The organism is Streptococcus sp. 2021WUSS126 (genome assembly GCF_044427255.1).
Taxonomy (GTDB): Bacteria; Bacillota; Bacilli; order Lactobacillales; family Streptococcaceae; genus Streptococcus; species Streptococcus hashimotonensis.
This window is the reverse complement of sequence record NZ_JAOTGI010000009.1, coordinates 1-25,027: the sequence shown is the minus strand read 5'-3', so window position 1 is coordinate 25,027 and position 25,027 is coordinate 1. Positions and strand designations below refer to the sequence as shown.

The 25,027-nt window shown below is 39.2% G+C and carries 20 protein-coding genes; 3 read left to right on the top strand and 17 right to left on the bottom strand.

Annotated elements, in window-relative coordinates:
• Positions 1-35: 35 nt before the first annotated feature.
• The 9 genes from ODU39_RS05205 to xseA all read right to left on the bottom strand — a co-directional run bounded on the left by ODU39_RS05205 (position 36) and on the right by xseA (position 7,655).
• Positions 36-632, bottom strand: coding sequence for a YpmS family protein (locus ODU39_RS05205; protein ID WP_398580061.1), 597 nt, complete (start codon positions 630-632; stop codon positions 36-38).
• Positions 604-1,437 (bottom strand): SGNH/GDSL hydrolase family protein, encoded by an 834-nt coding sequence (locus tag ODU39_RS05200; RefSeq protein ID WP_002936251.1) that lies wholly within the window; start codon positions 1,435-1,437, stop codon positions 604-606. The genes ODU39_RS05205 and ODU39_RS05200 overlap by 29 nt, the downstream gene beginning before the upstream one ends.
• Positions 1,430-2,263 (bottom strand): DegV family protein, encoded by an 834-nt coding sequence (locus ODU39_RS05195; RefSeq protein ID WP_024386337.1) that lies wholly within the window; start codon positions 2,261-2,263, stop codon positions 1,430-1,432. The genes ODU39_RS05200 and ODU39_RS05195 overlap by 8 nt, the downstream gene beginning before the upstream one ends.
• Before the next feature lie 93 nt (positions 2,264-2,356).
• Positions 2,357-4,018 carry a DNA repair protein RecN gene (gene recN, locus ODU39_RS05190; protein WP_105119521.1) on the bottom strand — a complete coding sequence of 554 codons (1,662 nt, stop codon included), beginning with the start codon at positions 4,016-4,018 and terminating at the stop codon, positions 2,357-2,359.
• Positions 4,019-4,020: 2 nt separating this feature from the next.
• Positions 4,021-4,446, bottom strand: a complete 426-nt coding sequence (locus tag ODU39_RS05185) for an arginine repressor (RefSeq protein WP_002936261.1) — start codon at positions 4,444-4,446, stop codon at positions 4,021-4,023.
• Positions 4,439-5,260, bottom strand: a complete 822-nt coding sequence (locus ODU39_RS05180; RefSeq protein ID WP_105151142.1) for a TlyA family RNA methyltransferase — start codon at positions 5,258-5,260, stop codon at positions 4,439-4,441. Before ODU39_RS05180 ends, ODU39_RS05185 begins: the two co-directional genes overlap by 8 nt.
• Positions 5,253-6,122 carry a polyprenyl synthetase family protein gene (locus ODU39_RS05175; protein WP_398580062.1) on the bottom strand — a complete coding sequence of 290 codons (870 nt, stop codon included), beginning with the start codon at positions 6,120-6,122 and terminating at the stop codon, positions 5,253-5,255. Before ODU39_RS05175 ends, ODU39_RS05180 begins: the two co-directional genes overlap by 8 nt.
• Positions 6,122-6,337, bottom strand: coding sequence for an exodeoxyribonuclease VII small subunit (locus tag ODU39_RS05170; RefSeq protein ID WP_002936269.1), 216 nt, complete (start codon positions 6,335-6,337; stop codon positions 6,122-6,124). The genes ODU39_RS05175 and ODU39_RS05170 overlap by 1 nt, the downstream gene beginning before the upstream one ends.
• Positions 6,312-7,655, bottom strand: a complete 1,344-nt coding sequence (xseA, locus tag ODU39_RS05165; RefSeq protein WP_105248744.1) for an exodeoxyribonuclease VII large subunit — start codon at positions 7,653-7,655, stop codon at positions 6,312-6,314. Before xseA ends, ODU39_RS05170 begins: the two co-directional genes overlap by 26 nt.
• A gap of 224 nt (positions 7,656-7,879) precedes the next feature.
• Here xseA and ODU39_RS05160 point away from each other — a divergent pair, with 224 nt between their 5' ends.
• Positions 7,880-8,788 (top strand): neutral zinc metallopeptidase, encoded by a 909-nt coding sequence (locus ODU39_RS05160; RefSeq protein WP_398580063.1) that lies wholly within the window; start codon positions 7,880-7,882, stop codon positions 8,786-8,788.
• A gap of 208 nt (positions 8,789-8,996) precedes the next feature.
• Here ODU39_RS05160 and ODU39_RS05155 read toward each other — a convergent pair whose 3' ends face one another.
• The 3 genes from ODU39_RS05155 to ODU39_RS05145 form a co-directional block, all read right to left on the bottom strand.
• Positions 8,997-9,548 carry an isoprenylcysteine carboxyl methyltransferase family protein gene (locus tag ODU39_RS05155; protein WP_171997459.1) on the bottom strand — a complete coding sequence of 184 codons (552 nt, stop codon included), beginning with the start codon at positions 9,546-9,548 and terminating at the stop codon, positions 8,997-8,999.
• Positions 9,549-9,719: 171 nt separating this feature from the next.
• Entirely contained in the window at positions 9,720-11,108 is a 1,389-nt protein-coding gene (locus ODU39_RS05150) for a HAMP domain-containing sensor histidine kinase (RefSeq protein ID WP_044679157.1), read from the bottom strand.
• Position 11,109: 1 nt separating this feature from the next.
• The gene (locus ODU39_RS05145) at positions 11,110-11,760 is read right to left on the bottom strand and encodes a response regulator transcription factor (RefSeq protein WP_136671514.1); all 651 of its coding nucleotides are present in this window, start codon (positions 11,758-11,760) and stop codon (positions 11,110-11,112) included.
• Between the two features lie 231 nt (positions 11,761-11,991).
• Here ODU39_RS05145 and ODU39_RS05140 point away from each other — a divergent pair, with 231 nt between their 5' ends.
• Positions 11,992-12,693: a CPBP family intramembrane glutamic endopeptidase gene (locus ODU39_RS05140; RefSeq protein ID WP_105139539.1), complete on the top strand. Its 702-nt coding sequence runs from the start codon at positions 11,992-11,994 to the stop codon at positions 12,691-12,693.
• Between the two features lie 449 nt (positions 12,694-13,142).
• Here the strand turns inward: ODU39_RS05140 and ODU39_RS05135 are convergent, their stop codons facing one another.
• The 3 genes from ODU39_RS05135 to ODU39_RS05125 form a co-directional block, all read right to left on the bottom strand.
• Positions 13,143-16,412: a serum opacification factor gene (locus tag ODU39_RS05135; protein WP_398580064.1), complete on the bottom strand. Its 3,270-nt coding sequence runs from the start codon at positions 16,410-16,412 to the stop codon at positions 13,143-13,145.
• A gap of 568 nt (positions 16,413-16,980) precedes the next feature.
• Entirely contained in the window at positions 16,981-19,170 is a 2,190-nt protein-coding gene (locus tag ODU39_RS05130) for a YSIRK-type signal peptide-containing protein (RefSeq protein ID WP_398580065.1), read from the bottom strand.
• A gap of 499 nt (positions 19,171-19,669) precedes the next feature.
• A complete protein-coding gene (locus tag ODU39_RS05125) occupies positions 19,670-20,605 on the bottom strand; it encodes a manganese-dependent inorganic pyrophosphatase (protein WP_024384619.1) in 936 nt (311 codons plus the stop codon).
• Between the two features lie 137 nt (positions 20,606-20,742).
• Here ODU39_RS05125 and ODU39_RS05120 point away from each other — a divergent pair, with 137 nt between their 5' ends.
• Positions 20,743-22,440: a M3 family oligoendopeptidase gene (locus ODU39_RS05120; protein WP_398580066.1), complete on the top strand. Its 1,698-nt coding sequence runs from the start codon at positions 20,743-20,745 to the stop codon at positions 22,438-22,440.
• A gap of 110 nt (positions 22,441-22,550) precedes the next feature.
• Here the strand turns inward: ODU39_RS05120 and pflA are convergent, their stop codons facing one another.
• Positions 22,551-23,342 (bottom strand): pyruvate formate-lyase-activating protein, encoded by a 792-nt coding sequence (pflA, locus tag ODU39_RS05115; RefSeq protein ID WP_012027587.1) that lies wholly within the window; start codon positions 23,340-23,342, stop codon positions 22,551-22,553.
• 120 nt (positions 23,343-23,462) lie between these two features.
• Entirely contained in the window at positions 23,463-24,800 is a 1,338-nt protein-coding gene (locus tag ODU39_RS05110) for a hemolysin family protein (RefSeq protein WP_174853438.1), read from the bottom strand.
• Between the last annotated feature and the right edge of the window lie 227 nt (positions 24,801-25,027).

Here is a 25,027-nt window from a genome sequence, read left to right as displayed (position 1 = left end):
AATTTTAGGCGTTTGGTCAAGTTTTTAATGCTATTTTACTGTCTTTTTCTGTAGATATCAACAATGAATTGGTCGTTGTACAAATCAATCGTATTCGCCTTTCCATACAGACCAAATTTGTTATTCAGTTCTGTCAGTTGAACCTGTACTTGCGCTTGTTCTGAGTCTATTTTTACAAAGGCAGGTAGTTTATAATTTTTTTGTAAATAGGCTAATACCTCTGCTTTCGGCAAGGATAAACTTCCAGCTGATATTTCTATTATCTGTAACAAAATACTGCCATCTTCCATTTTGCTAGGTTGAAAATAAATATAGAGTGGGATAGTCACACCAAAAATCTGATAGCTGCCTTCAAAAACAACTTGCTGACTCGTTACGAATAATTGATAGGAAAACTCTCCCGTCTGATAATCTTTTAGATAGTTAGTGAGGGTTTGGTTGAGCTGTTCCCTATTAGTGGAGAAGGTCCCAACCTTGGTATCTTCTGTACTAGTCTGAACGAGCTTTGTTAAATCCTCTCTATCTGTTTGAATCCGTGTATAGAGGACTATTCCGCAACCAATCAACAAAGCCAACTGGGCTAAAAATAGCCATTTCCAAATATTAAGGTTCCCAGCTTTCCGTGGTCTCATTCATTCTCTCCAATATCGCTTTTTTCATAATCTCATATCCAGTATTATTGGGATGGAAACTGTCTTCCTCATACAGTAAATTATTGGTAACTTGGCTACCATTTTGACTAATACCAGCCTCCCCTTCCAATCCTTTATAGAGCAAATCATTGATCGGAACAAAATAGACATGTTGATATTTTTCAGTTATCTGTTCTGTCATCGTATTCCAATTATCAACAATTGTCTGCATTTCTGTCAATTCAGGAAAATTGAGGTAGAGTGGATTGTAAATCCCGACAACATAGATGGGAAGATTTGGATTATTCTTACGCGCTGTCTTAATAATTGTATCCAATCGTTTTCCGTAATCTTTTGCGGGCTTATCAAAAGTTGAAACTTTGAGATTGGCAATGTTTTTAATAATAGCCTTGCGCAAATCGTTGCCACCAACTGTCAGAGTTAACAGATCTGCTGTTTTTAAGTAGCTTATCAGCTCTCCATCTTCCTTCATTCGCTTAAGAATCTGATTACTAGTATTCCCAGAAACTCCGAAATTTTTATAATCTACTTCATAACCATAATCGTTAGTTAGAGATTGAGCCAACAAGGGAACAAATCCCCCCTGTCCAGTTGTATCTCCAACACCTTCTGTCAAAGAATCACCAAGTGCCACATATCGAAAACTGATTTTTTCTGATACGGTAAGCTCTTGTCTGGAGATACGAGATGAGGCAACAGGAATGAGTTGATGAAATAGAAAAATCGACCCTAGAATTGCCAGAAAAAAGAAAACAAAGCCTTGAATCAACTTCCTGTTATTCATAACGAATCAAAATAGCCCAGGCATCCTCACCGGTATGAGTTTGAATAATGGAGCCTGTCTCTAAGACAGAAATTTCTTTTGAGACGTACTCTTGTAATTGACTCTTCATTTCATTTGCAAAATCTGCCGTTCCTGAATAGGAAATACCAATCTCGGCTACTTTTTTATCTGCTAGAGTTGCCGTGAACTCTTCCAGCCATTTTTTAAAGGTCTTATTGCCTCGTCCCTTGACAATCGGAGTTAGCTGATGGTCTTTCATTTCCATGATAACACGGATATTGAGTAGGCTACTCAACATCCCTTGAACACGTCCAATACGACCACCCTTGACTAGATTTTCTAGGGTTGATACACCGATGTATAATTCCGTTTTTTCTTTGACTGTTTCAATAGCTGCAAGGATCTCTTCTTTGCTGGCACCAGCTTGTGCCATGCGTGCTGCTTCTACAACTTGGAATTTTTCAGCCTGATCTGTAAAGCTTGAATCGAGTATTGTCACATCAGCACCAGAAAGGGTTGCACCTTGTCTAGCAGCTTCTACTGTCCCTGATAAGGCATGCGACAAGAGAATGGCAATAATCTGACTGCCGTCTTTAGCCAATTCAGCAAAAGTTTCCGCAAAGAGTCCTACTGGGGGCTGACTTGTTTTTGGCAAGTTTTTTGACCCACGCATGAGCTCCAAGAATTCTCCTTCTTTTAAATCGTTGTCAGAGTATACGACTCCGTCAACCATTACAGATAATGGAACAACTGTTATATTTAATTCTTCGACCAAACTGGGTTCGATAGTCGTACTTGAATCCGTAACAATCTTAATCTTTGACATATTTCATCCTACAATTCTCTTCAATTTTGCCATCTATTATAACAAATTTTGACCAAAAAATAAACTTTGGACATAAGCAAAAAGGCTAGTCGCCTAACCTTTTTCTACTAATTCTTTTGCTTGATTACGGGCTGCATCTGTGATTTTGTCACCGGCTAACATCTTGGCAATTTCCTCAATACGCTCTTCTTTAGTCAAGAGACGGACACGAGAAACGGTCGAATGTTCGTCGGATATTTTCTCAATAAAGAACTGATAATCTGCAATAGCAATGACTTGTGGTAGATGGGAAATCGCCAATACTTGCCCATATTGTCCGATTTTATAAATTTTCTGGGCAATTGCCTGGGCCACACGTCCAGATACCCCTGTATCCACCTCATCAAAGACAATAGAAGTTTTACCTTCTTTACGGGCAAAGGCTGACTTAATGGCCAACATCAACCGAGACAATTCTCCTCCAGAAGCCACCTTAACCAGAGGCTTGAAGTCTTCACCTGGGTTGGTGGAGATGTAAAATTCTACCGTTTCATTTCCTTCTCGATTAAATTTTCCTTTGGTAAATCGAACTTGGAAACGAGCTTTCTCCATATACAAGTCTTGCAATTCTTGGCGGATAATATCTTCTAAAACAACAGCTAATTCATGGCGTGATTGGCTGAGCTGACCTGCTCGTTCAACCAATTCTTTCTCTAAGTTCTTAAGCTGAACTTCCAAATCATCACCAGATAAATCATTGCCTGTCAATAGATTGTATTCTTCGCTGATTTTACTAAAATAGTCCAAAACATCATCGACAGTTCCACCATATTTCTTCGTAATGGTATTGAGCAAATCCAGGCGACTTTCCAATTGCAAGAGACGATTGCCATCAAAGTCTAGATTGTCCACCACATCACTGAGACGCTTGGTCACATCTTCAACGACATAATAAGCTTCTGTCAAGCTAGAAGAGAGCTGTTTGTAGTCTGGATCAAATTCTTCCAGGCTTTGTAAGTCACTCATAGCTGACCGCAAGTTGTTCAAGCTTGAAAAATCTTCATTGTCTAACAGTGCATAGGCATTGGTCAGTGTATCTGCAATTTGTTTGTGGTTGAGCAGTTTATCGCGTTCCTGATTGAGTTGAATATCTTCGCCAGACTTCAAATCTGCCGCTTCGATTTCAGCAATTTGGTATTCCAACATCTCAATCCGCGCCTTGTGTTCCTGCTCATTTTTTTGCTTTTCAAGAACTCGTTTACGAAGACTACGATAGGCATCAAAGGTTGTCTGATAACGGTCTTTAAGACTCCAAAACTCAGCTTCTCCGAAACTGTCCAAAAGACGGATATGGTGTTGAGACTTCATCAATTCTTCCTGGTCATGTTGACCATGAATATCTACTAAATATTGCCCAATCTGTTTCAAGACAGATAAATTGACCATTTGTCCATTGACACGGCTAACCGAACGGCCATTTTGTAAGATTTCACGACGGATAATGAGTTCGTCAGCTACTTCAATCCCCTGTTCAAGCAAAATCTGCTCGAGAGCTCTGCTATTTTCAAAGGAAAAAAGCCCTTCAATCTCAGCCTTGGCGGCCCCGTGTCTGATAACATCTGTCGTCGCACGCGCCCCTAACATCAGGTTCATGGCATCAATGATAATGGATTTACCTGCACCTGTTTCACCAGATAGGATGGTCATCCCGTTTTCAAAATTCAGTGATACCTGCTCAATAATGGCGAAGTTTTTAATGGACACTTCTAGTAACATGGCTACCACCCTCTAACCGTCTGTTCGATTTGCGAAATAATACCTTCGTTTGTAACAATGAGCAGAATACTGTCATCATCAGCAATCACTGAAAAAACATGTTCTTGAAATTGTTCCAAAATCTGGCGTTTTACCACAGCAGAACTTCCGGGTACCAGACGGAGATTAATCATTTTATCCATCACTGAGACTTCAAAAACATTCTGCGATTTTACCTTAACAAGACCTGCCTTTGGTAAACCGTAAATATATCCCTTATCTGCTGATGGAACCTTAATAATGCCAAGTTCCTTGATATCACGTGAAACCGTTGCTTGTGTCGCATTGACACCCATTGCTTCTAGACGTTCAACAATTTCTTCCTGTGTATCAATAGGAAATCGGACTACCAAATCTTTAATGACTTCTAATCGTTCTCGTTTATTCATCCTTTTTAAATTCCTCATGTGCTTGATAGACTGTAGTTGTTATGACCTCTTTATCAATCTGGTTTGGTTGTGTTGATTTTTCTAAGTGCGCTAAAAATTCGATATTGCCATGACCGCCTTGAACAGGGGAAAAGCTAAGGGCTTTGACTGAGAAGCCTGTTTCCACGGCCATTTTTGTCACTTCTTCCAATACTTTCAAGTGAACAGATTTATCTTTGACAATGCCATTTTTCCCAATCTGTTCACGTCCAGCCTCGAATTGGGGTTTAACAAGGGCAACAACCTGGCTGCCCTCCGCTAAAATACGATGGAGTGCTGGCAAAATCAGACTCAACGAGATAAAGCTGACGTCAATGGACGCAAAACTTGGTTGACCAAGTTCGAAATCTCCCAGCTCAGCATAGCGGAAATTGTACTGTTCCATGCTGATAACACGCTCATCCTGACGTAATTTCCAAGCGAGTTGGTTGGTGCCGACATCCACTGCATAGACCTGCTTGGCACCGGCCTGCAACATGACATCCGTGAAACCGCCTGTCGAAGCCCCAATATCAATCGTTGTTTGACCCTCAACTGATAATTGGAAAACCTGCAAGGCTTTCTCCAATTTGAGACCGCCACGGCTGACATACTTGAGTTTTTCCCCTTTGAGCTTGAGTTCAATTCCCTCATCAATTTTCTCGCCGGGTTTGTCATAACGTTCGCCATTGATGACCGACACAACCAGTCCAGCCATGACGCCGCGTTTGGCCTGCTCCCGCGTCTCGAAAAGCCCCTGTTTAAAAGCTAGTACATCTACTCTTTCCTTAGCCATTGATTCGTAAACTTTCTATGATTTCTTTGATTTTTTCTGTTGAAAATGGGACTTGTTTAGCCACTTGATCTAGCTCGCTGATTGCTTGATTCAAGCTATCTTCTAGAAATACTTTTGAGGCTTCCAAGCCCATTAGGGCAGGGTAGGTAGACTTCTCAGCCACTACATCTTTTTGGGGAGTTTTTCCGATTTCCTCAAAAGTGGCTGTCACATCCAAAATATCATCCCGAACTTGAAAGGCTAGACCAACTAATTGACCTGCTTGTCGCAAATGGTTGATTACCGCATTCGATTGTCCTGCAATCAAACCTGCTGCTACAAAGGGAAAGGTCAATAATTTCCCTGTCTTATTGGCATGAATGGCTTGTAATTGCTCTAAGGTCTGTTTCTGCCCTTCACCAGCCATATCCAATACTTGACCAGCAACCATTCCAAAGGTCCCAGATGCCTGGGAAAGCTCTCTCACGAGAGCAAGGATGGTCTCAGCTGGTAAATCAACTTGGGCTAGGAAACCAAATGGATCTAGAAAGAGACTGTCCCCTGCTAAAATAGCTGTTGCTTCATCGTAAACCTTGTGGTTGGTCAAGCGACCACGACGGTAATCATCATTATCCATAGCAGGCAGGTCATCGTGAATCAAACTTCCCGTATGGATCAACTCGACACATGCTGCCACTTGGTAATGAGCTTGTTTTAATTCCATCCCAAAGGACTCTAAGATGGTCAATAAAAGCAAGGGACGGATTCGTTTCCCGCCAGCCTGTAGCGAATAAAGAACCGATTGGTTGAGGCGTTCTGCTACCTGAGGTTGGTAAAAGTCTGCCATGGCTTCCTCAAGTCGCTGCAATTTACTGGCAACCATTAGTCCATCTCCGCTTCACTGCCATCCGCCTGCATGACCTTGACCAAGGTCTTTTCAGCTTCTGCTAGTGTCTTTTGTAGGTCTTTCGATAGGACCATTCCTTTTTGAAACTCAGCAAGTGCTTCTTCCAGAGCCACATCGCCTCGCTCCAATTTGGTTACGATTCCTTCTAATTCAGCTAAGTTTTCTTCAAATGTTTTCGTCTGTTTGGACATGTTTTACCTCCACATCAAGTTGACCATCCTTCATCTGGATGGTTAGGTTTTCACCCATCTGTACATTTTCTACACTATCAATCACCCGACCATCTTGACGAATCATGGCGTAGCCACGGGCCACGATGCGACTGGTATCCAGCATAGTCAAGGCCTCAATCAGCTTGTCCGCCTTGGCCATCTTATTATCATAGATATTAGCCATGTTGCTCTTCAAGAGTCGTTCCTGCTGGATAATTCTCTCTTGGAAACTCTCTACTTTACGACCTGGATGCACACCTTGTAATCGTTGCTGTAGTAGAAGACTAGCCTGTTTCTGCTGGCTGTAGAGTTCTTTCATCCGTGTCTGCAATTGATTGGTCAAGCGGTCTAATTTTTGTAAATAACCATCATACAGGCGTTCAGGCTGGCGGAACATGACTGACTGGCTAATTTTTTCAAGCTGACCTCTCAGGAATTTCAAACGATTTGTCATGGCCTGATAGGCTCTATTTTCCTGCTGATTGAGGTAGCCCAGTAAGTCTGCCTTGGTCACAGGTGTGGCTAATTCTGCGGCAGCTGTTGGGGTAGCAGCTCGTTTATCTGCTACAAAATCAGCCAAGGTCGTATCGGTTTCATGACCTACGCTGGAAATGATAGGAATACGGGATTCAAAAATTGCCCGAACCACAATTTCCTCATTGAATGCCCAAAGGTCTTCGATAGAACCACCACCACGACCAACGATGAGAACATCTAAGTCATCCCGTTCATTGGCTCTTTGAATATTGGCAACAACCTCCTGAGCAGCACCATCTCCTTGCACCTTGGTCGGATAGAGAACAATCTCTACGCCTGGAAAACGTCGGCTAACGGTTGTAATAATATCCTGAATAACAGCTCCACTCGGACTGGTAATGACACCGATTTTCTTGGTAAACCGAGGGAGGGTCTGTTTGAATTCTTCTTTAAATAAACCTTCCTGTGTCAGGGCTTGTTTGAGCTGTTCAAACTTGATAGCCAAGGCTCCAATACCATCTGGCTCAGCTTTTTCAATGACAATGGAATAAGAACCATTTGGTTCATAGAGCTGAATGCGCCCGATGACATTGATTTTCATTCCCTCTTCAAGCTCAAAGCCCAGATTCTTATAGACGCCTGCCCACATGGTCGCTTGGATGACAGCCTTGTCATCCTTGAGCGAAAAATATTGATGGCTAGGGCGTTTACGGAAGTTGGACACTTGACCTGTCAAATACACCTTTTCCAAATACGGATCGCGGTCAAACTTTAATTTTAAATACTTAGTTAGATGACTAACCGATAAATATTCAACCATGTCCACTCCTTCTATATTGTATCCCTACTATTATACCAAATTTTGCACTTTTATACAGAACTAGGCCTATTATTTCCGATAGCTTTCCTGTGTTTTTTTCAACAATTTGCTATATAATAGTTTGTAAGAATATAAGAACCTGGATTCACAGTCTAATGCGTAAAAACACTTTACTTGTGAATACGGGTTCTAAGAATCATTATGCAGATTCTCAGGAGATTTATATGAAAATTGATGATTTACGAAAAAGTTCTAATATTGAGGACCGCAGGGGACAATCCAGTTCTAACTCATCTTTCTCATCTGGTTCATCTGGCGGAAATGTCCTATTGGAACTACTCTTTTCACGACTTGGTTGGAAAGGAAAACTACTTGTTCTTGTCCTTTTATTAGCCTTCGGAGGCATGTCAAACCTTGGCGGGCTGCTTTCCCCATCAACAGGGACTAATCCTTACCAATCGAGTCAAGTCACAACGACTGGTACAGACGTGTCTGATGCAGATGCTGAATTCATGAGTAAGGTTTTAGGATCGACAGAAGATTTTTGGGCCCAAGAATTTAAAGCCAAAGGTTTAACCTACAATGCACCGACTATGGTTTTCTATACTAACCAGACCCAAACCGGGTGTGGAGTTGGTTCCGCCCAAGCCGGTCCATTCTATTGCTCTGCTGACCGCAAGATTTATATTGATACTTCTTTCTATCAAGAATTATCTAGCAAATATAAGGCTGCTGGTGACTTTGCCATGGCTTATGTCATCGCTCATGAAGTTGGTCACCATGTTCAAAATGAATTAGAAGTTCTTGGGGCTTACCATCAAAAACGGGCTCAACTATCCGATAAGGAAGGCAATGCGCTAAATGTTCGCCTAGAATTGCAAGCTGACTATTATGCAGGAGCCTGGGCCAAATATGTTGATGGACAAGGTATCCTGGATGCTGGTGATATTGACGAAGCTATGAATGCTGCCCATGCAGTTGGTGACGATACTCTTCAACAGGAAGCCTACGGTCGTACTGTTCCAGACAGTTTTACCCACGGTACTTCTGAGCAAAGGAAAAAATGGTTTAATCTCGGTTATACCTATGGTGACCTTGCTCACGCCGATACATTCTCCGTAGAGAAACCATAAACATCCATAGCCTCTCGTAGCAATAAAGAAACTCTTGCAACATACACTTTTGCAAGAGTTTCTTTATAATATACAACTGACAGAAGCCAATTTATACATACGGTACCACTTTTAAATATGAAAACTGAATCATGTAAACTTACTCATCAACTCTAATTAGAGCGGTATCCTAGTTTCAAACAATATCACAATTATTATTTAGCAAACTTTAATTACTTCCAGTTATCTCTGATGCAGACTGCACAGTTCCGTTTGGAATAATCACTGTTTTCAACAAGTTATTTTCCTCGTGAATACGTCTGTATAAGATAACCATGTAGACTGGGAATAAGATGAGAAAACTATATGTTGCATGACACAATAAAGCTAAACCGATTAATTCTGGTATAATATTTAGGAAATAGTTAGGATGCTTTACAACACGAAACAACCAATGATCAACAAAACGGTGATCCTTTACCAACATGAGCTTAACTGTCCAAATATCACCTAACAATCGTGTTACCCAAAATAACATTCCCATTGAAAACAGCAAGAATATCAAACCTAAGCTACTAAGCGTATCAAACTTGGTGTGTCGCACTACTGCTTCAACCAAACATGATAAATAAAATAGAATATGTACAACTGTTAATAATTTAGTATTTTGAACACCAAATTCTGAACCGCCGTTTTTCAAAATCCGTTTTTCGTTTTTAATTGAAATCTTCAAAAAATAGATTCTTACTAAAAAAATACAAATAACCAAAAAAACAATCATAAATCCCTCCTGTATTTTAACAGATTTTATCAAACACATTTATTATACAAAGTTAGACTGTCGCCATTCTATTCCTCTCCTGTTTTTTTCCTATTTTCCATTTGAGACTACAACAAAAGAGACCTGTTTTCAAAAATGGATGAAATCATGTCTCTTTTATTGTAATTTTACCTATATCAATTCATTGCTATTCGCTGTAATTTGTGATTGCAAATGAATCATAAAACGCATAGTTTGTGTATCAGAAGCATAAAAAGTGTACGGAAAGCCGTGTTTTTCTAATATTTTCTGTACAATAAACAAACCAATCCCTGTGCCACCATCTTTCTTATCACGGCTGTAGTCTGGACGATAGAATGGACGAAAGACTTGATCCAATTCCTCGTCACTTAAAACACGTTCAACCTGATTTTCGATTATTAATTGATTTTGGCGTAGTACTACACGAATAATAGCCTCTTTACATGAGTACCGAAAGGCATTATCTAAAATATTCTTAATAGCCTTTAAGAAATAAACAGGATTTCCTTCAATAAGAACCGGTGATAGCTCTACTTCAAATTGATAGCCCTTAACCTCTGCCAAACTCTGATAACTTGTTAAAGAGGAATCAATCAACTGATCTAATCGGATTTGTTCTCTGCTTTCCTTTAAAGCCATATCAAGATTTGTCGCTTCTAAAATAGAATGAACTAACTCAGATTGTTCCTGCAAGATTTCCTTGCATTTTTTTAAATATGTATCATGGTCCTTAAATGGCCCCACATTATAAATCATGCCTTCGACTAACCCCAACATACTAGCTATTGGAGTTTTTAATTCGTGTGATGTGATACGAAGGAAATCAGACTTCTCCTTCTCACGTGCCATAGCGCGTTCATTTTCCGTTCTTAATTCATCGATACTTGACAATAACTTGCTATACAGGCTGTTAATATCCTGAGCCAATGTTGTTATTTCATCAGTTCCTACAACAGCACAACTGATTCCAGACTCTAACGATTGCATTCGTCTTGTTGTTTCTGAAATTCTTGCTATTCTACGAGTGGACAGTCTACTGTAAACAAAAGCTACCGAAACTGCCAGAACAATAATCAACAGCAATATGAATGGATAAAAAGTTACCAATGTTTGACTGACATCAGATAATGAGTGGAATCCATAATTAAATAACAGATAATATGTAACTCCTTCTGCAGATGTTATCTCAGCTCCCCAAGAACCAATTTCATCAAAATCTCCATTTTCTAAATACTCGTTCTCATGCTTTTTAGCCATTTCATCATTGGGGTCTGGATAAATAATTTCTCTATCACTCGAAAAAAGACTAATAATAATATTCGGAGTTTTTCTGTCGAAATCATCAATCTCAGATATAATCTTAGCTTCTGGCATCCCATCCAATTGTTTAGCCACAGTCATATAATCGCGTCTCAATTCCTGTTTCTTAACCTGATTATAATATATAGGCATGGCATAATACAATAACCCTAACAATGTTACAGAGATGAAAGAAATCATCACAGCAACAACTAGGAAATTTTTTCTAGCAATCCCCATATCAAGTATCCTCTATTTGATAACCACGACCAACTACTGTCTTCAAAGGAAGTGACGGCAATTTCTTACGTATATTTTTGATATGATTATCTAAGACACGGCTATCCAATTCCGTATATCCCCATATCCCCATCATCAAGTTATCACGACTAACAATTTTCCCACGTCGCTTAGCTAAATATAGTAAAACTTCATATTCTTTTTTCGTCAATTGAACTTCTTCTTCTTCCATATAAACTGCTCCGCTAGTTGGTTGAATAAGAATTGTTCCTATTTCGATGGTATCTGTATCTCCTTTTCCTCTTAAAATATTCTCAATCCGTTTTACCAATATAGTTGGTGAAAAAGGCTTAACAACATAATCACTTATAATCTGATTGAAACTGATAAGCTGTGTATATTCGTCACCCATGGCTGTCAGCATCAAAATTGGAACCTGAGAAGTTTTGCGAATTTCCTTCAGTACTTCCAAACCTGTTATAGACGGAATCATGATATCTAAAACAATTAAATCGAATTGTTCTTCTTGAAACCTTTCTAAAGCAACCTTTCCATCAAAAACAGATTCTACCTGATAACCATGTTCTTTTAAAAACTCGCAAACAACTTGACTAATAACTATGTCATCCTCGACAACCAAGATCCTTGACATTTTTATACCTCCTCGTAAAGTTCTATTATAAAATATTATTATACTTCAATTATATACCGATTCGTACAATGGTGCAACTCTATCATAGATAAATAGAGCACCATGTTCTGCTATTTCAGCTTTCTTTGGACTTCTTTTGTTTAAAACAGATAAAAAACAGATAAAACCAAGGACATATATAGGTTAGTTTGATAAACTGAACTAAACAAAAATGAAAGGAGCTATCCCATTATGTGGAGTTCAAAAAAATTAACCGTATTAAAATGGTTTGATATTCTCATTCTAACAATTATTTTATTTGGAGATGGGATCATCAACTCTACTCTCCAATACATAGCCTTACAAAATCAAACTACAACTCTTCAAGAAAATTTGACATTTTCTCCAATGGATAATTATAAGGCTTTGGCTCTACAGTTAGTTTGGCTCACAATAGCCATCTTCTATCTATTACTCCGAAATTTTGATTTCTCAATTTGGAAAAAACATATTTTTATTACTCCTTGGGTTCCATTACAAGCTGTTGCTTTATTCATTTTCTCTGCATTATGCTTGGATATCTATCATCTAGTATCCTATCAGTTTCTAGCTTCCAATACTCCATCCATGTTTCAACTATTTCCTAACATCGATTTATCACTGATTTTGTACTCATTGTTGAACGGATTTTATGAAGAAATTTTCTTCCTTAACCTGTGCTTACTGGTTAACCCTAAATATGCAAAATGGGCATTTTTATATTCGTTAATTATTCGATGCAGTTTCCATACCTATCAAGGTTTAATTAGTGCACTCGGTTTAGGCTTAATTCTAGGAACTATTTTCTATCTACTTTATCAAAAAATAAAACCTAAAAATTTATTACCATTTTTCCTAGCACATGCTGTGGCTGATGTTATCGGTTTAACTATTCTATCATATATTCTATACTAGTTATCTAACAGATAATTTGAACACAAGCTATCCTCATATCACCAAAGACTGAGTGGATCCCTACTAGTCATGACCACCCGTGAAAACGGGTGGTTTATTTTGTGTAATTTAGAGAAAAGAGTGCCAAAAAACGCATAAAATCATGTTGCTAAGAACGTTGATTTTATGCGTTTTACTATATGACTTATCTCAATATTTTTATTGAAATTTATGTTTATACCCAACTATACTTCTCAGAATCCATACCAATATTTCATCTAGCCTAGTATATCTACATTCCCAGTCCAGCCTCTACAGCTATTGCGAATGGCTCGTCTTATATTCAATCTCCAAAGATTGCCTAAAACTTGGATCTGTACGGAGGGTAAAACAATTCAATCACTATTATAGGCATAATCTCTACTCTATTAACCATATGTATATACAAGTAGAAATTACACGACCAACATTTACTTCGATTCTTGCTTACGTTTTGTACGATAAAGTACCTGAGCTCCTACAAGAAGAGAGAGGGCAGTTAACGTATAGTGTGGAGAATCAGCTTGTCCAGTAGATGGAAGCGAGTTTGACTTCTCGTTTGAACGATTCACACTAGATACTTTCTCCATATTTTCAGAAGGACGTGATTTCTGATTCATAGCAAGCTCTACCTGATTTGCCACCGTTTCGGCATTCACTTTATCCTTGATAGTAGAAATTGGAGCAGAGTTATCTGAATCTTTAATAGTCTTAGAAGAATCTGGAGTATCACTATTTTCTGCTTTACCAATCTCTTCAGTTGACTCTGGTTTCATTGGGCGAGACAAATCTGGGGTATCCATTACTTTTGGAATATCCATTTTTTGTGTACCTGCTGAACTGTCTGTATCTTCGATAGGCTTAGACAATTCTGGTTTAACATTGTTTTCTGTTTCACCAATTTCTTCAGTTGACTCTGGCTTCATTGGAAAAGTGGAATTTGGAATAATAATATTGTCCGTTGCTTTCGGAGTTGCCAATTCTGGTTTATTTGCTGAATCATCGGTTGAGTCTTCGATAGACTTAGGTGATTCTAGCTCAACATTATTTCCTGTTTTTTCGGTCTCTTCAGGTGAATCTGGCTTCATTGGAAGAGTGGGATTTGGAATAATAATATTGTCCGTTGCTTTCGGAGTTGCCAATTCTGGTTTATTTGCTGAATCATCGGTTGTTTTTTCGATAGGCTTAGGTGATTCTGGCTCAACATTAATTTCCGTTTTTTCGGTCTCTTCAGCTGTTTCTGGCTTCATTGGAAGAGTGGGATTTGGAATAATAATATTGTCCGTTGTTTTCGGAGTTGTTGAGTCTGGTTTATTTGCTGAATCATCGGTTGAGTCTTCGATAGGCTTAGGTGATTCTAGCTCAACATTATTGCCTGGTTTTCCGGTCTCTTTAGGTGATTCTGGTTGCATTGGAAGAGCTGAGTCTGGAGTAATAATATTGTCCGTTGCTTTTGGAATAACCAACTCTGGTTTGTCTATACCATCATTTTCAATTGGTTTCATCGGTTGAGTTGCTTCTGGAACATTTGGTTCTGTCTGTCTAGATATTTCAGGTGTCACCATAGGCGTCACATTTTCTACTTTTGATATGCCTGTTGACTTGTCTACTACCTTATCTGTGGCTTTCGGCTCAATAGGAACAGGAACCGAAACTTTCTTAGTTTTATGGTTAAGAGACACTTTTAGGGATGAATACACTTTCTTTCCAACTTTATCATTAATCTCATGACTAATCTCTGTACTTACAAGTTTTTGAGAATTGCTGTTTTTCTTACCTTTATATTTTAACTGATAAGTTAAAGAAATTGGTTTGTTAGTTTGATAAGCCTTGATTAAATCAGCTTTATTAAGACCAAAGGTAATAGTTGTTTTCGAGCTAGAGAACAGTGATGAAAACCAAGAGGAAGGAGAAGGAGTTGTAAGCTTTGCTTTCGGATGACTTAATTTTCCTATAACCTCAGCTTCATTTTCTATAGTATCTACCAATGTCACTTTAGTCAATACATCTTTAAATTTTTCTGCAACATTCTCATCAACACTTAAAAACTCGCCCTTATCCCCAGACATTTTTTTCAAGTAGTCATCAAATTTATTCTTTTGTTCATCATTCTTTGTTACATCAACAGCGTAGAAATGAATCCCTTTCTCAGTAGCAATCTTTGCTTCTGCCTGAGCAGAGAGGTTATGATTGTAAAAGACATTTTTTCGACCGTAGAAAATGTAATCAACGAGGGAATTTGCAAACAAGTCAATTGCTTTTTCAGAGGTATTTGTCAAACCAAGCTTTTTACCGATATAACTGAGAGTATTTGTAGGCAATGCAGCCTTATCTAATTCTGTTTTTAAATTATCCTTTATTTTCTTTACAATAGCGTCTTTAAATGGCAATGGATCAAGTTTACGTTCATAAAAGCTACGGAAATGGTATCCCTCACCAATTTGTTTCTCATAATTGAATTTTTGTTCTTCTAATTTGGAACTATCAATATCAGCTAAGTCAATATAGTCTAACGGATTTTTTACAAATGCTCCAAGAATTTTAGTTAATCCTGCTACAGTGGATACTCCCTCTAAGGCCTTATTAAACCGGGTAATACCAATCTTATCCAAGAATTTTATTAAACTCTGTGCATCATCCAACAAATTTGCTCTGCGGACTGTCACATCAAATGTAAATGGCCAAGGCAAGAGTGGATTGGTGTGCACCACTTTATCTTCCTTTATATTTTTATATGTAGGCTTTGACTTCACATCGTCCGATAGATCGTAACTAAATGTAGACTCCCCTTGTGACAGAAGTACAATATGTTTGCGTTTCCCTGATTTCTCGCTTTCTAAAATACGACGTGCTTCATGGATTGCTCCCTGCATATCTACGCCCCAATTGTAATTTTGTTCAGCATCAGTGAAAAGTTTCTCAACCGTAGTTTCTACATTAGTACTGTTAACCTCTTGAGCTTCAGATAACTTGCGATTGAAACCGATTACACGCACAGAGTTACGAGAATTATAATCATTGGTTGGGGCAGTCATTTCTTTGACAAGCTTCACAATGTTATCTTTAGCTGTTTTTTTAGCCTCTTCATCCATTTTTTTAGATGTATCCACCAAGACAACTATTTCTGCACCCTTATCAATTTCTTTCGGCACAATTTGAGTTGTTACTGTGACAACTCCATCTTGATTCACTTCTGCTGTTCGAGAAACTGTAAAAAGCTCTTTGGGAGTTTTGTCCACTGTACTAGATACTGTTTCAGTTGGTTTTTCAACATTAGTAGAATAGTCATCTACTTCCTTCTCCTCATACCGAACGGCTGGTTCTTCTTTTTCTGTTGCTTTTTCTTCAGAAGAACTAGTGTTTTCAGCAACTTTCACTTCTGATTCTGAAGCGTTTTTATTCGTTAATGTCTCAGGAGAAGTAGTTTCTTCATTCGATTTTGGTAAGTCCGAAGTAGAAGAGGAGTCAGCCACCTCTACTTCCTTGTTTTCATTAGCTTGGGCAAATTTAGGGTCTTCAACGACGGCAGTAGGCATAATCAGAGAAGTGCTATCTGTCTCCGCAGTTTTTTCCAAAGTAGGTGTTTCTGCATATACTGTCACAGTATTTTGAGGATAGAGCGTTCCCGATAAAGCTACCCCCGCTCCCAGCGAAACAAGTCCAATTGATAGCTTCCGCAAAGTGAATTTTGGATGATTCATTATGATATCTTCTCCCTGTTCTCTATAAATTTAGAATGTATTTTCGACCTTCTTTAGGTATTTTCAAAAAAGGAAGTATGGATGTCAATGGTAAATAACTTTAGTATCATTTTGTTCAACAAGCGTAGAGCTTTTGGGAAAAGAATAGGCACCTTGTGTATTCATAAGGTGCCTAAGTCCTTCTGTTAACTGCTTACTTCACCTATCAAGTCAAGCAAGCATGATTACAACTCAAAGTTCCTATTTCTCATTAACAATGACCATATCACAAAATGTGCGAGTCTATTACTACATAGTCCATTCTATCATATAATTTAAAAACAGAATTTGTTTTTTCTCTATCGTTTGTTTATGTTTGTTCTATTCAAAAAATGATAATTGGTCTTTGAGTCTGTTATTACACATATTTATACAAGTAATAAATATTGCAATGAGTCTTCAAACTCTACTTTCACCTCTATAAGCAAATAATTCATTGAAAGAAAAATTTTAACTCTTTTAATTTAAAGCTACACAATGCCTCTCATCTGTCGCAAATGAAATTTTGAGAGAGCTTTGTCATCACCTTTTACTCACTTTCTGTTATCTTTTTCTTGCCAATAAATAGAGCAAATAAGAATAATACGATTGACAACATTATATTAGCAACCAAGCTCGTTTTTTCACCGGTCTTAGGCAGGATTTGAACTTGGGTATTCTCACCACTATCATGTGAGTTGGTTCTCACAGATACGTTTCCTTTTGTCCCTTCGTCTCTTACAGTACGAGCCATTTTCTCTTGCTTAGTAGGCATATCTTTTTTCGAATCATCAAAAATAGAAACCGTTTCTTCTTTTGATGTCTCTGCTTTTTGCTCTACTTTTTTGTCAGTCAGCGTTTGGCGCACAGGTGGCAAAGTAGTTTGTTCAAGTGTGTTTGATTGTTCGATATTTTTGGTAATTTCTTTGCTAGGTTGCTCTTCCTTCTCGTCCTTTTTATCTGGTTTATTAATGCGGTGACCATTTCCTTTTTGAACCGTTACGACTTCCCAAGCTACCTGTTCACCTTCTTTATCAAACGCTCTAAACGATAAGGTTTCTCCATTTTTTAAAACACGACTGCCCAAATCAAATTCAAATCGACCGGTTGAATCAGTTGAAGTTTTACCAATTATCTCCTCGCCATTCTGAGTTGATACTAGTTCAATCATTACATCTGGAGCTGTTTTGCCACTGATGTAACCATGATCTGTAGTGACTTTTTCTACTTGAAATGGCAAATCCGTCACGTCTTCATCTTCTAAATATTGCCCTACAACTTCTTCCTTACTAGCGATGATATTATTTGTAACCGGGTCAATGATTTCAAAGCGAATTCTCTCACCTTTCTCAAAAGGCAATTGTAAATCTTGAATTTGGAAGCCAAAAAATCCTAATTCGTCCACTTGAACTGGAGGATACTGTTTTCCTTTGATTGACGAAACCATGCGAACATAGGCATTAAGATATATCGTTCGACCGACAATATAATCTTTTTTATTATGCAGTTTAGGTACAATGATAGGAGCTTCATCTGTCGCTTCATCCATATCTGCATCTTGTAAATAAGTTGCTAAAGATGCCATAACAGATTTATCCAATAATATACTTGAACCATCAACTGTATCAAGATGGACAGATACCAAATCCTCTTGTTGATTGTGAGTCAATCTGTAGTACTTATCCTCTGATTGTAGGGCAGGCAAAGCAATTTTATAGTGACCTGTCTCATCAGCAATGGCTTCCATGATAAACTCTGAAGTATCAGCATTGTATAGATGTACACGACCTAAAGGAAATGTAGTGCCTTCCAAAACTGAAGTCGCACTTGATAAAGGTTTTACTGTCATTTGTGAAGATACTTTTTCTTTTACCAATGGTTTTACAATAGTATTAGTAATCACCGGCTGACCATCTTCTGATACAAAAGACAAAACCAATCTATCATCTGCTTTAAATTTTGAACCTGCTAAACTCTCGGAAAAAGTAACCTCAAACCGTCCATCTTTAGGATCAATTAGTGTCTTATCAGAGACAAAACTACCATTTATTGATAGATAGACTGAACCTTTGACAGAGGTATGACCAATAACTTTGCTCGTATGTTCAAAAACTGGTTCGATGAACACTTGATGCATTCCAGTAGATGTTTTTTCTAATCTTTTTGCTGGAATTTCATAAGCCTCTGGATGTCGATTAGTCCTCACTACTACCTTACGTTCTTCAGAATCTGCCTCTAGAGTCCAAAACTGTTTTGGCAAAGCACTAATTTCTACAGTTTGGCTGTGAGCAAGCGGTTTACTCAACCGATAAGAAAAATCTCCCTTATCATCTGCTTCCAAAATATTCTCAATAGAAGTAACTGCTTCCCCATCTATCGTAATCGCTACATATCCACCAGGAGTGGTATTCCCTGAGATGGTTTGATCTCCAGCTTGAATCGGAGCAACCTCTAGATGGTTTTCAATAAATGGAAGTTCTTCCTCCATATCCTCCATCTCTTCCGATTTTTTTTCTTCACTCGATACCTCATCAGTCACTTCCTCAGCTTCAGCATTTTCCGAAACTGTATTGGTAAGCGATGTTTCCGTGCTTTCTAATTGAGTTTCAAGAGCTGTAGCGTCAGTCTCCTCAGCCATTGCGGTTTCCATATTCATCCCTGTGCCAATCCATAGAAAAGCAATTGCCACCGAAACTAAACCCACCTTACTTTTTCTCAACGAAAAAATCTTGCTATTCATCTTTTCTCCTTATATCTGTATTAACAATTAACGACACATATTGTCCTAGTTTAATTATAAAAAAAACATCTCATAGAATATTGTTTTTCATTAGTTTTTTATCTGTTTCACAGTTGCCTGTAATAATAAATACAATTTCTAAGTTATGGCACATTCAAAGTAAAGAACAATCGCCTGAATTTTTCTATGATGCAGATCATTGTTTTTATCTCGGAGTGCTCGCTTTAATTCGTCAACTTATACTCAATGAAAATCAAAATCAGACTAGGCGACGCAGATGCAGATAGAACTAAAGTTCATCAAATCAAGTCAACAACGTCTGATTTTGATTTTCGAAGAGTATTAAATAAGAGTGGGTTTATTTGTCATGATGCCACTTGTTTATTTTGTTAACTATCACTTCATAAAACATGATTATCCTCACAATAAAAAAAGCACCCGAAGGTGCTAGGTAAGGCATCCCTACCGACTACACGTTTGAGGTCGGCAGAAAAATTCATTAGGCATTAAAAGCATCAGTCAACTGTGGTACCACTTGTTTCTTACGTGAAACGGCACCTGCAAGGAAGGCGTGGTTGTTTTCCAACTTGAAGTTGAAGGCTGCTTCTACCTTATCCATGTTGCTACCGAGCGCAAGGATTTCAGAGTTTGAGTTAACGATGTCTGTAATCATGAGGACAAAGTCAGAGTAGCCATTTGCTGCTGATGCTGCTGTCATAGCTGCTTCGATTTCTGCTTGGCGTTCCAAGACCTCTGCAATATCCACAGTGTTGACTTGGGCTACACGCACGTCATTTCCATTCAAACCAAAGGTTTTTGCATCGATGTCAATCAATTCTTCTGCTGACTTGCTGGCAAGGTTGGTTCCTGCTTTCAAGAGTGCCAAGCCGTATTCTTCCAAGTTCACACCAGCAATTTCAGCCAATTCAGCTGCTACTTGTGGATCTGTTGCATGAGTAGTTGGCGATTTGAGCAAGAGGGTATCTGAAATCAAACCTGATAGCAGAAGTCCAGCCACTTCTTTTGGCGGGGTCACACCATTTTCTTTGAAGGCACGATAAACGATTGAAGATGCTGAACCTACTGGCTCCAAACGCATGTACAATGGATTTGCCGTTTCAAAGTTTGCGACACGGTGGTGGTCAATAACAGCTGCTACTTCCACATCCTTGATGTCTGCGATTGATTGTTGGAATTCATTATGGTCTGTCAAGATGACTTGGCTAACACCTTCTGCCTTAGCAGACTCAACCACGCGCGGTGCAGTAACACCAAAATAGTCAAGTGCAAACGCTGTTTCTTCATTTGGCGTTCCAAGTGCAACTGCTTCCGCATCACGACCAAACACTTCACGCTCCAAGTGAGCCCAACCGTATGATGATGCAATGGCATCTGTATCAGGATTTTGGTGACCAAAAACTAAAAATTTAGACATGTCTACAACCTCATTTTTCTAATAATCTCCTACATTTTACCATAAATAGAAAGACTTGTGAACATGGACGGGTCGGGATTTGCCAAACGTTTTCAAAAAGAGTAAGATAGAAGGTAGCAATACAAAAGGAGAAACATATGAAATTTTCAGACTATACCTATGTCCGTCCAGATTATGAAGCTATCAAGGCTCAATTTTCTGACCTGACAGACCAGTTGGCTCAGGCAAGTGACTTGGAAACAACTCGTACACTTGTGGCAGCCGTTACCAAATTACTCAACCTGGTCGATACCCAGTACAACCTCTGGATGATCCGTCATACTATCGACATGAACGATGAGTTCTACAATGAAGAAACCAAGTTTTGGAATGAATATTCGCCACTTTTTGAAGAATTGACCACCAACTACTACCGTGTCATTGTCCAGACACCTTACAAGGAAGAGCTGTCAGACATCTTGCCTCAAACCTTCTTCATGCAGGCAGAAAACAAGCTCAAGACCTTCTCATCTGATGTGATTCCCTTGTTCCAAAAGGAAAATGAATTGACCGATGAGTACAGCAAACTGATTGCTGGTGCAGAGATTGATTTCCAAGGTCAGACTTACAACCTGGCACAAATGGGGCCATTCGGTCAATCAACCGACCGTGAGGTCCGCAAGGCTGCTTCTGCTGCTACAACTGCCTTCTTTGAAAGCAAGGAAGCTGATTTTGACCGTGTTTACGATGAATTAGTAAAAGTCCGCACAGAAATCGCCCACAAACTTGGCTTCAAGGACTATGTGGAATACGGCTACCTCAAGATGAACCGTTTTGATTACAATCGTGATATGGTCAAGGTGTACCGTGAAGAAATCCTCAAGCACATCGTACCGATTGTGCAAGATTTGCGTCAACGCCAAGCCAAACGCTTGCAAGTTCCAAGCCTCAAGCACTACGACCTCAACCTTGAGTACTTGGATGGAAATGCTGTTCCTCAAGGTGACCCTGACTTTATCGTCAGCCAAGCCCAAGACATGTACCGCGAATTATCCGCTGAAACGGGCGAGTTCTTTGATTTCATGATTGAGCATGAACTCTTGGACTTGGTCGCAAAACCAGGAAAAAACAGCGGTGGCTACTGTACCTATATCCCTGACTTCAAGAGCCCATTTATCTTCTCTAACTTCAACGGAACCAGCGGTGATATTGATGTCTTGACCCACGAAGCAGGTCACGCCTTCCAAGTCTACCGTTCCCGTTGGATCCAAAGTCCAGAAGTTGTCTGGCCAACCTATGAAACCTGTGAAATCCACTCCATGTCTATGGAATTTATGACTTGGCCGTGGATGGAACGTTTCTTCAAGGAACAAGTGGATAAGTACAAATTTACTCACTTGGCAAGCGCCCTTCTCTTCCTGCCTTACGGTGTCTTGGTGGACCACTTCCAGCACGAAGTCTATGAACATCCAGAAATGACACCAGCAGAACGCAAGGCAACTTGGAAAAAACTCCAAGATCTCTACTTGCCAGACCGTGACTATTCCGAGTCAGAAGCCCTCAACCGCGGTATCTTCTGGTACCGTCAAGGTCATATCTTTGCTAGCCCATTCTACTACATCGACTATACCTTGGCCCAAGTTTGTGCCCTCCAATTCTGGAAACGTACGCAAGTAGATCACGATGAAAATGCTTGGGAAGACTACATCCGCATCTGTGATTTGGGTGGCACCAAGTCCTTCTTGCAAGTGGTTGAAGCCGCAAACCTCCAATCACCGTTCAAAGAAGGTGCCCTCGAAAGTACCGCCAAAGCTGCGGCCGATTGGTTAAATGCAGTTAAGGATGACGAACTCTAAAACGCAAAAATCTGAATGAATCAAATGACTCATTCAGATTTTTTTGATTATATGATACTTGTCCCTAACACATTAAATCTTTTTCGCATCAATCTCCGACCTCTTCACTATTATCCCTTAATTCTATTCAAGTACTCCTGATAGGTTTCTGTCTCCATCAAAGCCTTTGCATTTTCCACTCGAGCCTTCGTTGGGGGCTTGGTCCCCTCTAGTGGATAGGGTCTGCCCAACTCACGCCACTTAAATTCACCAAGATTGTGATAAGGTAACACCTCAAAACGTTCGACATTTTTTAATGTTTTAACAAACTTACCAAGTTCAATCAAGTCCTCATCTCGATCAGTCAAATTTGGTACCAGGACATGACGAATCCAAACAGGCTTACCAATGTCTGATAGATATTGAGCACATTCTAAAATAGTCTTGTTACTATGACCTGTCACAATGCGGTGTTGCTCAGGATTCATTTCCTTAATATCAAGGAGCACCAAGTCTGTTACTTCCATAAGCCGACTATATTTTTCCAAGTAGCGCTCTGTCTTACGGAAAGTCAACGCACAGGTATCCAAAGTAGTGTGAATCCCTTTTTCTTTTGCAAGGGTAAACAGAGCAATTAAAAAATCAATCTGGATGGTTGCTTCACCACCTGAAACGGTAATACCCCCTTCTTTTCCCCAAAACATACGAAAACGCAGGGCTTCATTCAAGACATCTTCTGCCGTTCTCTCAGTCGCTGCTGGATTGACCAGATCCCAAGTATCTGGGTTATGGCAATACTGGCAACGCATGTGACAGCCCTGCATAAAGACTACAAAACGTACCCCTGGGCCATCAACCGAACCAAAACTCTCTGTTGAATGAACCAAACCTGTCACTTTACGATAATCAATTTCTGTCATCATCTCATCCTCATCATTTTATAAGACTAGTATATCACAAAAATGAAAACGCTTCTATCATTTACTTTCTTTCTTTCATAACTATCATCTTCCGTAAGAAGAAAGCTAAAAGACTAGGTTGCCCTAGTCCTTATCGGTTTCTTCTTTCTCCAGTGGTGTAATCAAGAGTTTTAATTTTGTTACGCGACCATTTTTTACCTTATCGTTAATAAGAACCAGGTGGTGATCTTTACTATCTACCTCAAAGGAAACCTTTTCGTCTTGGCTCGGAATGGTACCGACCCCTGTCAGATAATAACCAGCAATCGTATCAACGTTATCACTTTCCAACTCCATCTCAAAATGCTCATTGAAGTCATTTAAGGTCATATTTCCTTGGACGATATAGGTGTTGTCAGCAATTTCTCGGACAAAAATTTCAGTCTTATCGGTCTCATCATCGATTTCCCCGACAATTTCTTCCAGCAAATCTTCCAAGGTAACGAGACCTGCAACTCCACCATACTCATCTAACAAGATGGCCATTTGATTTTGGGTATTTCTCAATGATGTCAACAAATCATCCACGAAAATCGTTTCTGGAACGAAGAGAGGCTCCTGCATAATGCGGCGGATGTTGAGATTGTCAAAGCCATTACTAAAAGCTTCTGACAAGATTTTCTTGGTATGAATCAGACCAATGATATTGTCCTTATCGCCATCATAAACAGGGATACGTGAAAAATTCTGCTTGAGGATAGCTGCCATGATGGTTGCTGTATCATCCTCAATATCCACCATGAAAGCATCCGTACGGGGAACCATTACTTCACGTGCCATCAGCTCATCTAAAGAGAACACACCTTGAAGCATTTCGATTTCTTCGGCATCTAAGGTTTTCTCACTCTTTGTCAAAATATATTCAATTTCATCCCGTGTCATCTGCTCATCCGCATCATCAAAATTCATAGGAGTAATACGGCTGATAAGATTCGTTGCAGCAGATAATAACCACACAAACGGACTAACAATTTTCCCAAGGAAAATAATCACAGGTGCAGTAACTACTGCCAGATTTTCCTTCATATTCATGGCAATCCGCTTAGGGTACAATTCACCAAGAACGATTGAAACGAAAGTCAACATAGCCAGTGCAAGCCAGTATCCTGCGGTTTGCGCTGTTGTTGAATTCCCCATCCATTTGGCAAATACAGCTCCCAAATCATTAGCCAAGCTGGCACCTGAAAGGATGGAGATGAAGGTAATACCGACCTGAATGGTTGATAGAAAATTGTTAGGATTCTCTAAGACTTGAAGCAAGCGAATATATTTCTTCTCACCGTCTGCGGCCTTTTGTTCTACTCTTGAACGATTTAGAGAAACAAGCGCCATCTCAGATGCTGAGAAAAAGGCATTGAACAAGGTCAATAAGAATAAAATAAATAGTTGTAAATAGATGGTCTGACTACCAGGGTCTTCCATGATGTTCTCCTATAATAAAATTTATAACATTCCTATTATACCATAAAATCCAAATTTTTACATAGTTCTTGTTACAAATACTCTCTCTTGCCCTTTTATGAGTAAATTCCCAAAGTAAGTTCTAGTCTGTCTTAAAAACTGGAAACTAGAATGAGACAAAGAAATAAGGTAGAACTTACTATGGGACAAGTTGGTAACCGACAATGAAAAACAAACACTTAACTCTC

Bases quoted from the DNA above. Each gene is read 5' to 3' on its own strand.
- ODU39_RS05205 (WP_398580061.1), bottom strand. From the start codon at position 632: ATGAGACCACGGAAAGCTGGGAACCTTAATATTTGGAAATGGCTATTT.
- ODU39_RS05200 (WP_002936251.1), bottom strand. From the start codon at position 1,437: ATGAATAACAGGAAGTTGATTCAAGGCTTTGTTTTCTTTTTTCTGGCA.
- ODU39_RS05195 (WP_024386337.1), bottom strand. From the start codon at position 2,263: ATGTCAAAGATTAAGATTGTTACGGATTCAAGTACGACTATCGAACCC.
- recN (WP_105119521.1), bottom strand. From the start codon at position 4,018: ATGTTACTAGAAGTGTCCATTAAAAACTTCGCCATTATTGAGCAGGTA.
- ODU39_RS05185 (WP_002936261.1), bottom strand. From the start codon at position 4,446: ATGAATAAACGAGAACGATTAGAAGTCATTAAAGATTTGGTAGTCCGA.
- ODU39_RS05180 (WP_105151142.1), bottom strand. From the start codon at position 5,260: ATGGCTAAGGAAAGAGTAGATGTACTAGCTTTTAAACAGGGGCTTTTC.
- ODU39_RS05175 (WP_398580062.1), bottom strand. From the start codon at position 6,122: ATGGTTGCCAGTAAATTGCAGCGACTTGAGGAAGCCATGGCAGACTTT.
- ODU39_RS05170 (WP_002936269.1), bottom strand. From the start codon at position 6,337: ATGTCCAAACAGACGAAAACATTTGAAGAAAACTTAGCTGAATTAGAA.
- xseA (WP_105248744.1), bottom strand. From the start codon at position 7,655: ATGGTTGAATATTTATCGGTTAGTCATCTAACTAAGTATTTAAAATTA.
- ODU39_RS05160 (WP_398580063.1), top strand. From the start codon at position 7,880: ATGAAAATTGATGATTTACGAAAAAGTTCTAATATTGAGGACCGCAGG.
- ODU39_RS05155 (WP_171997459.1), bottom strand. From the start codon at position 9,548: ATGATTGTTTTTTTGGTTATTTGTATTTTTTTAGTAAGAATCTATTTT.
- ODU39_RS05150 (WP_044679157.1), bottom strand. From the start codon at position 11,108: ATGGGGATTGCTAGAAAAAATTTCCTAGTTGTTGCTGTGATGATTTCT.
- ODU39_RS05145 (WP_136671514.1), bottom strand. From the start codon at position 11,760: ATGTCAAGGATCTTGGTTGTCGAGGATGACATAGTTATTAGTCAAGTT.
- ODU39_RS05140 (WP_105139539.1), top strand. From the start codon at position 11,992: ATGTGGAGTTCAAAAAAATTAACCGTATTAAAATGGTTTGATATTCTC.
- ODU39_RS05135 (WP_398580064.1), bottom strand. From the start codon at position 16,412: ATGAATCATCCAAAATTCACTTTGCGGAAGCTATCAATTGGACTTGTT.
- ODU39_RS05130 (WP_398580065.1), bottom strand. From the start codon at position 19,170: ATGAATAGCAAGATTTTTTCGTTGAGAAAAAGTAAGGTGGGTTTAGTT.
- ODU39_RS05125 (WP_024384619.1), bottom strand. From the start codon at position 20,605: ATGTCTAAATTTTTAGTTTTTGGTCACCAAAATCCTGATACAGATGCC.
- ODU39_RS05120 (WP_398580066.1), top strand. From the start codon at position 20,743: ATGAAATTTTCAGACTATACCTATGTCCGTCCAGATTATGAAGCTATC.
- pflA (WP_012027587.1), bottom strand. From the start codon at position 23,342: ATGATGACAGAAATTGATTATCGTAAAGTGACAGGTTTGGTTCATTCA.
- ODU39_RS05110 (WP_174853438.1), bottom strand. From the start codon at position 24,800: ATGGAAGACCCTGGTAGTCAGACCATCTATTTACAACTATTTATTTTA.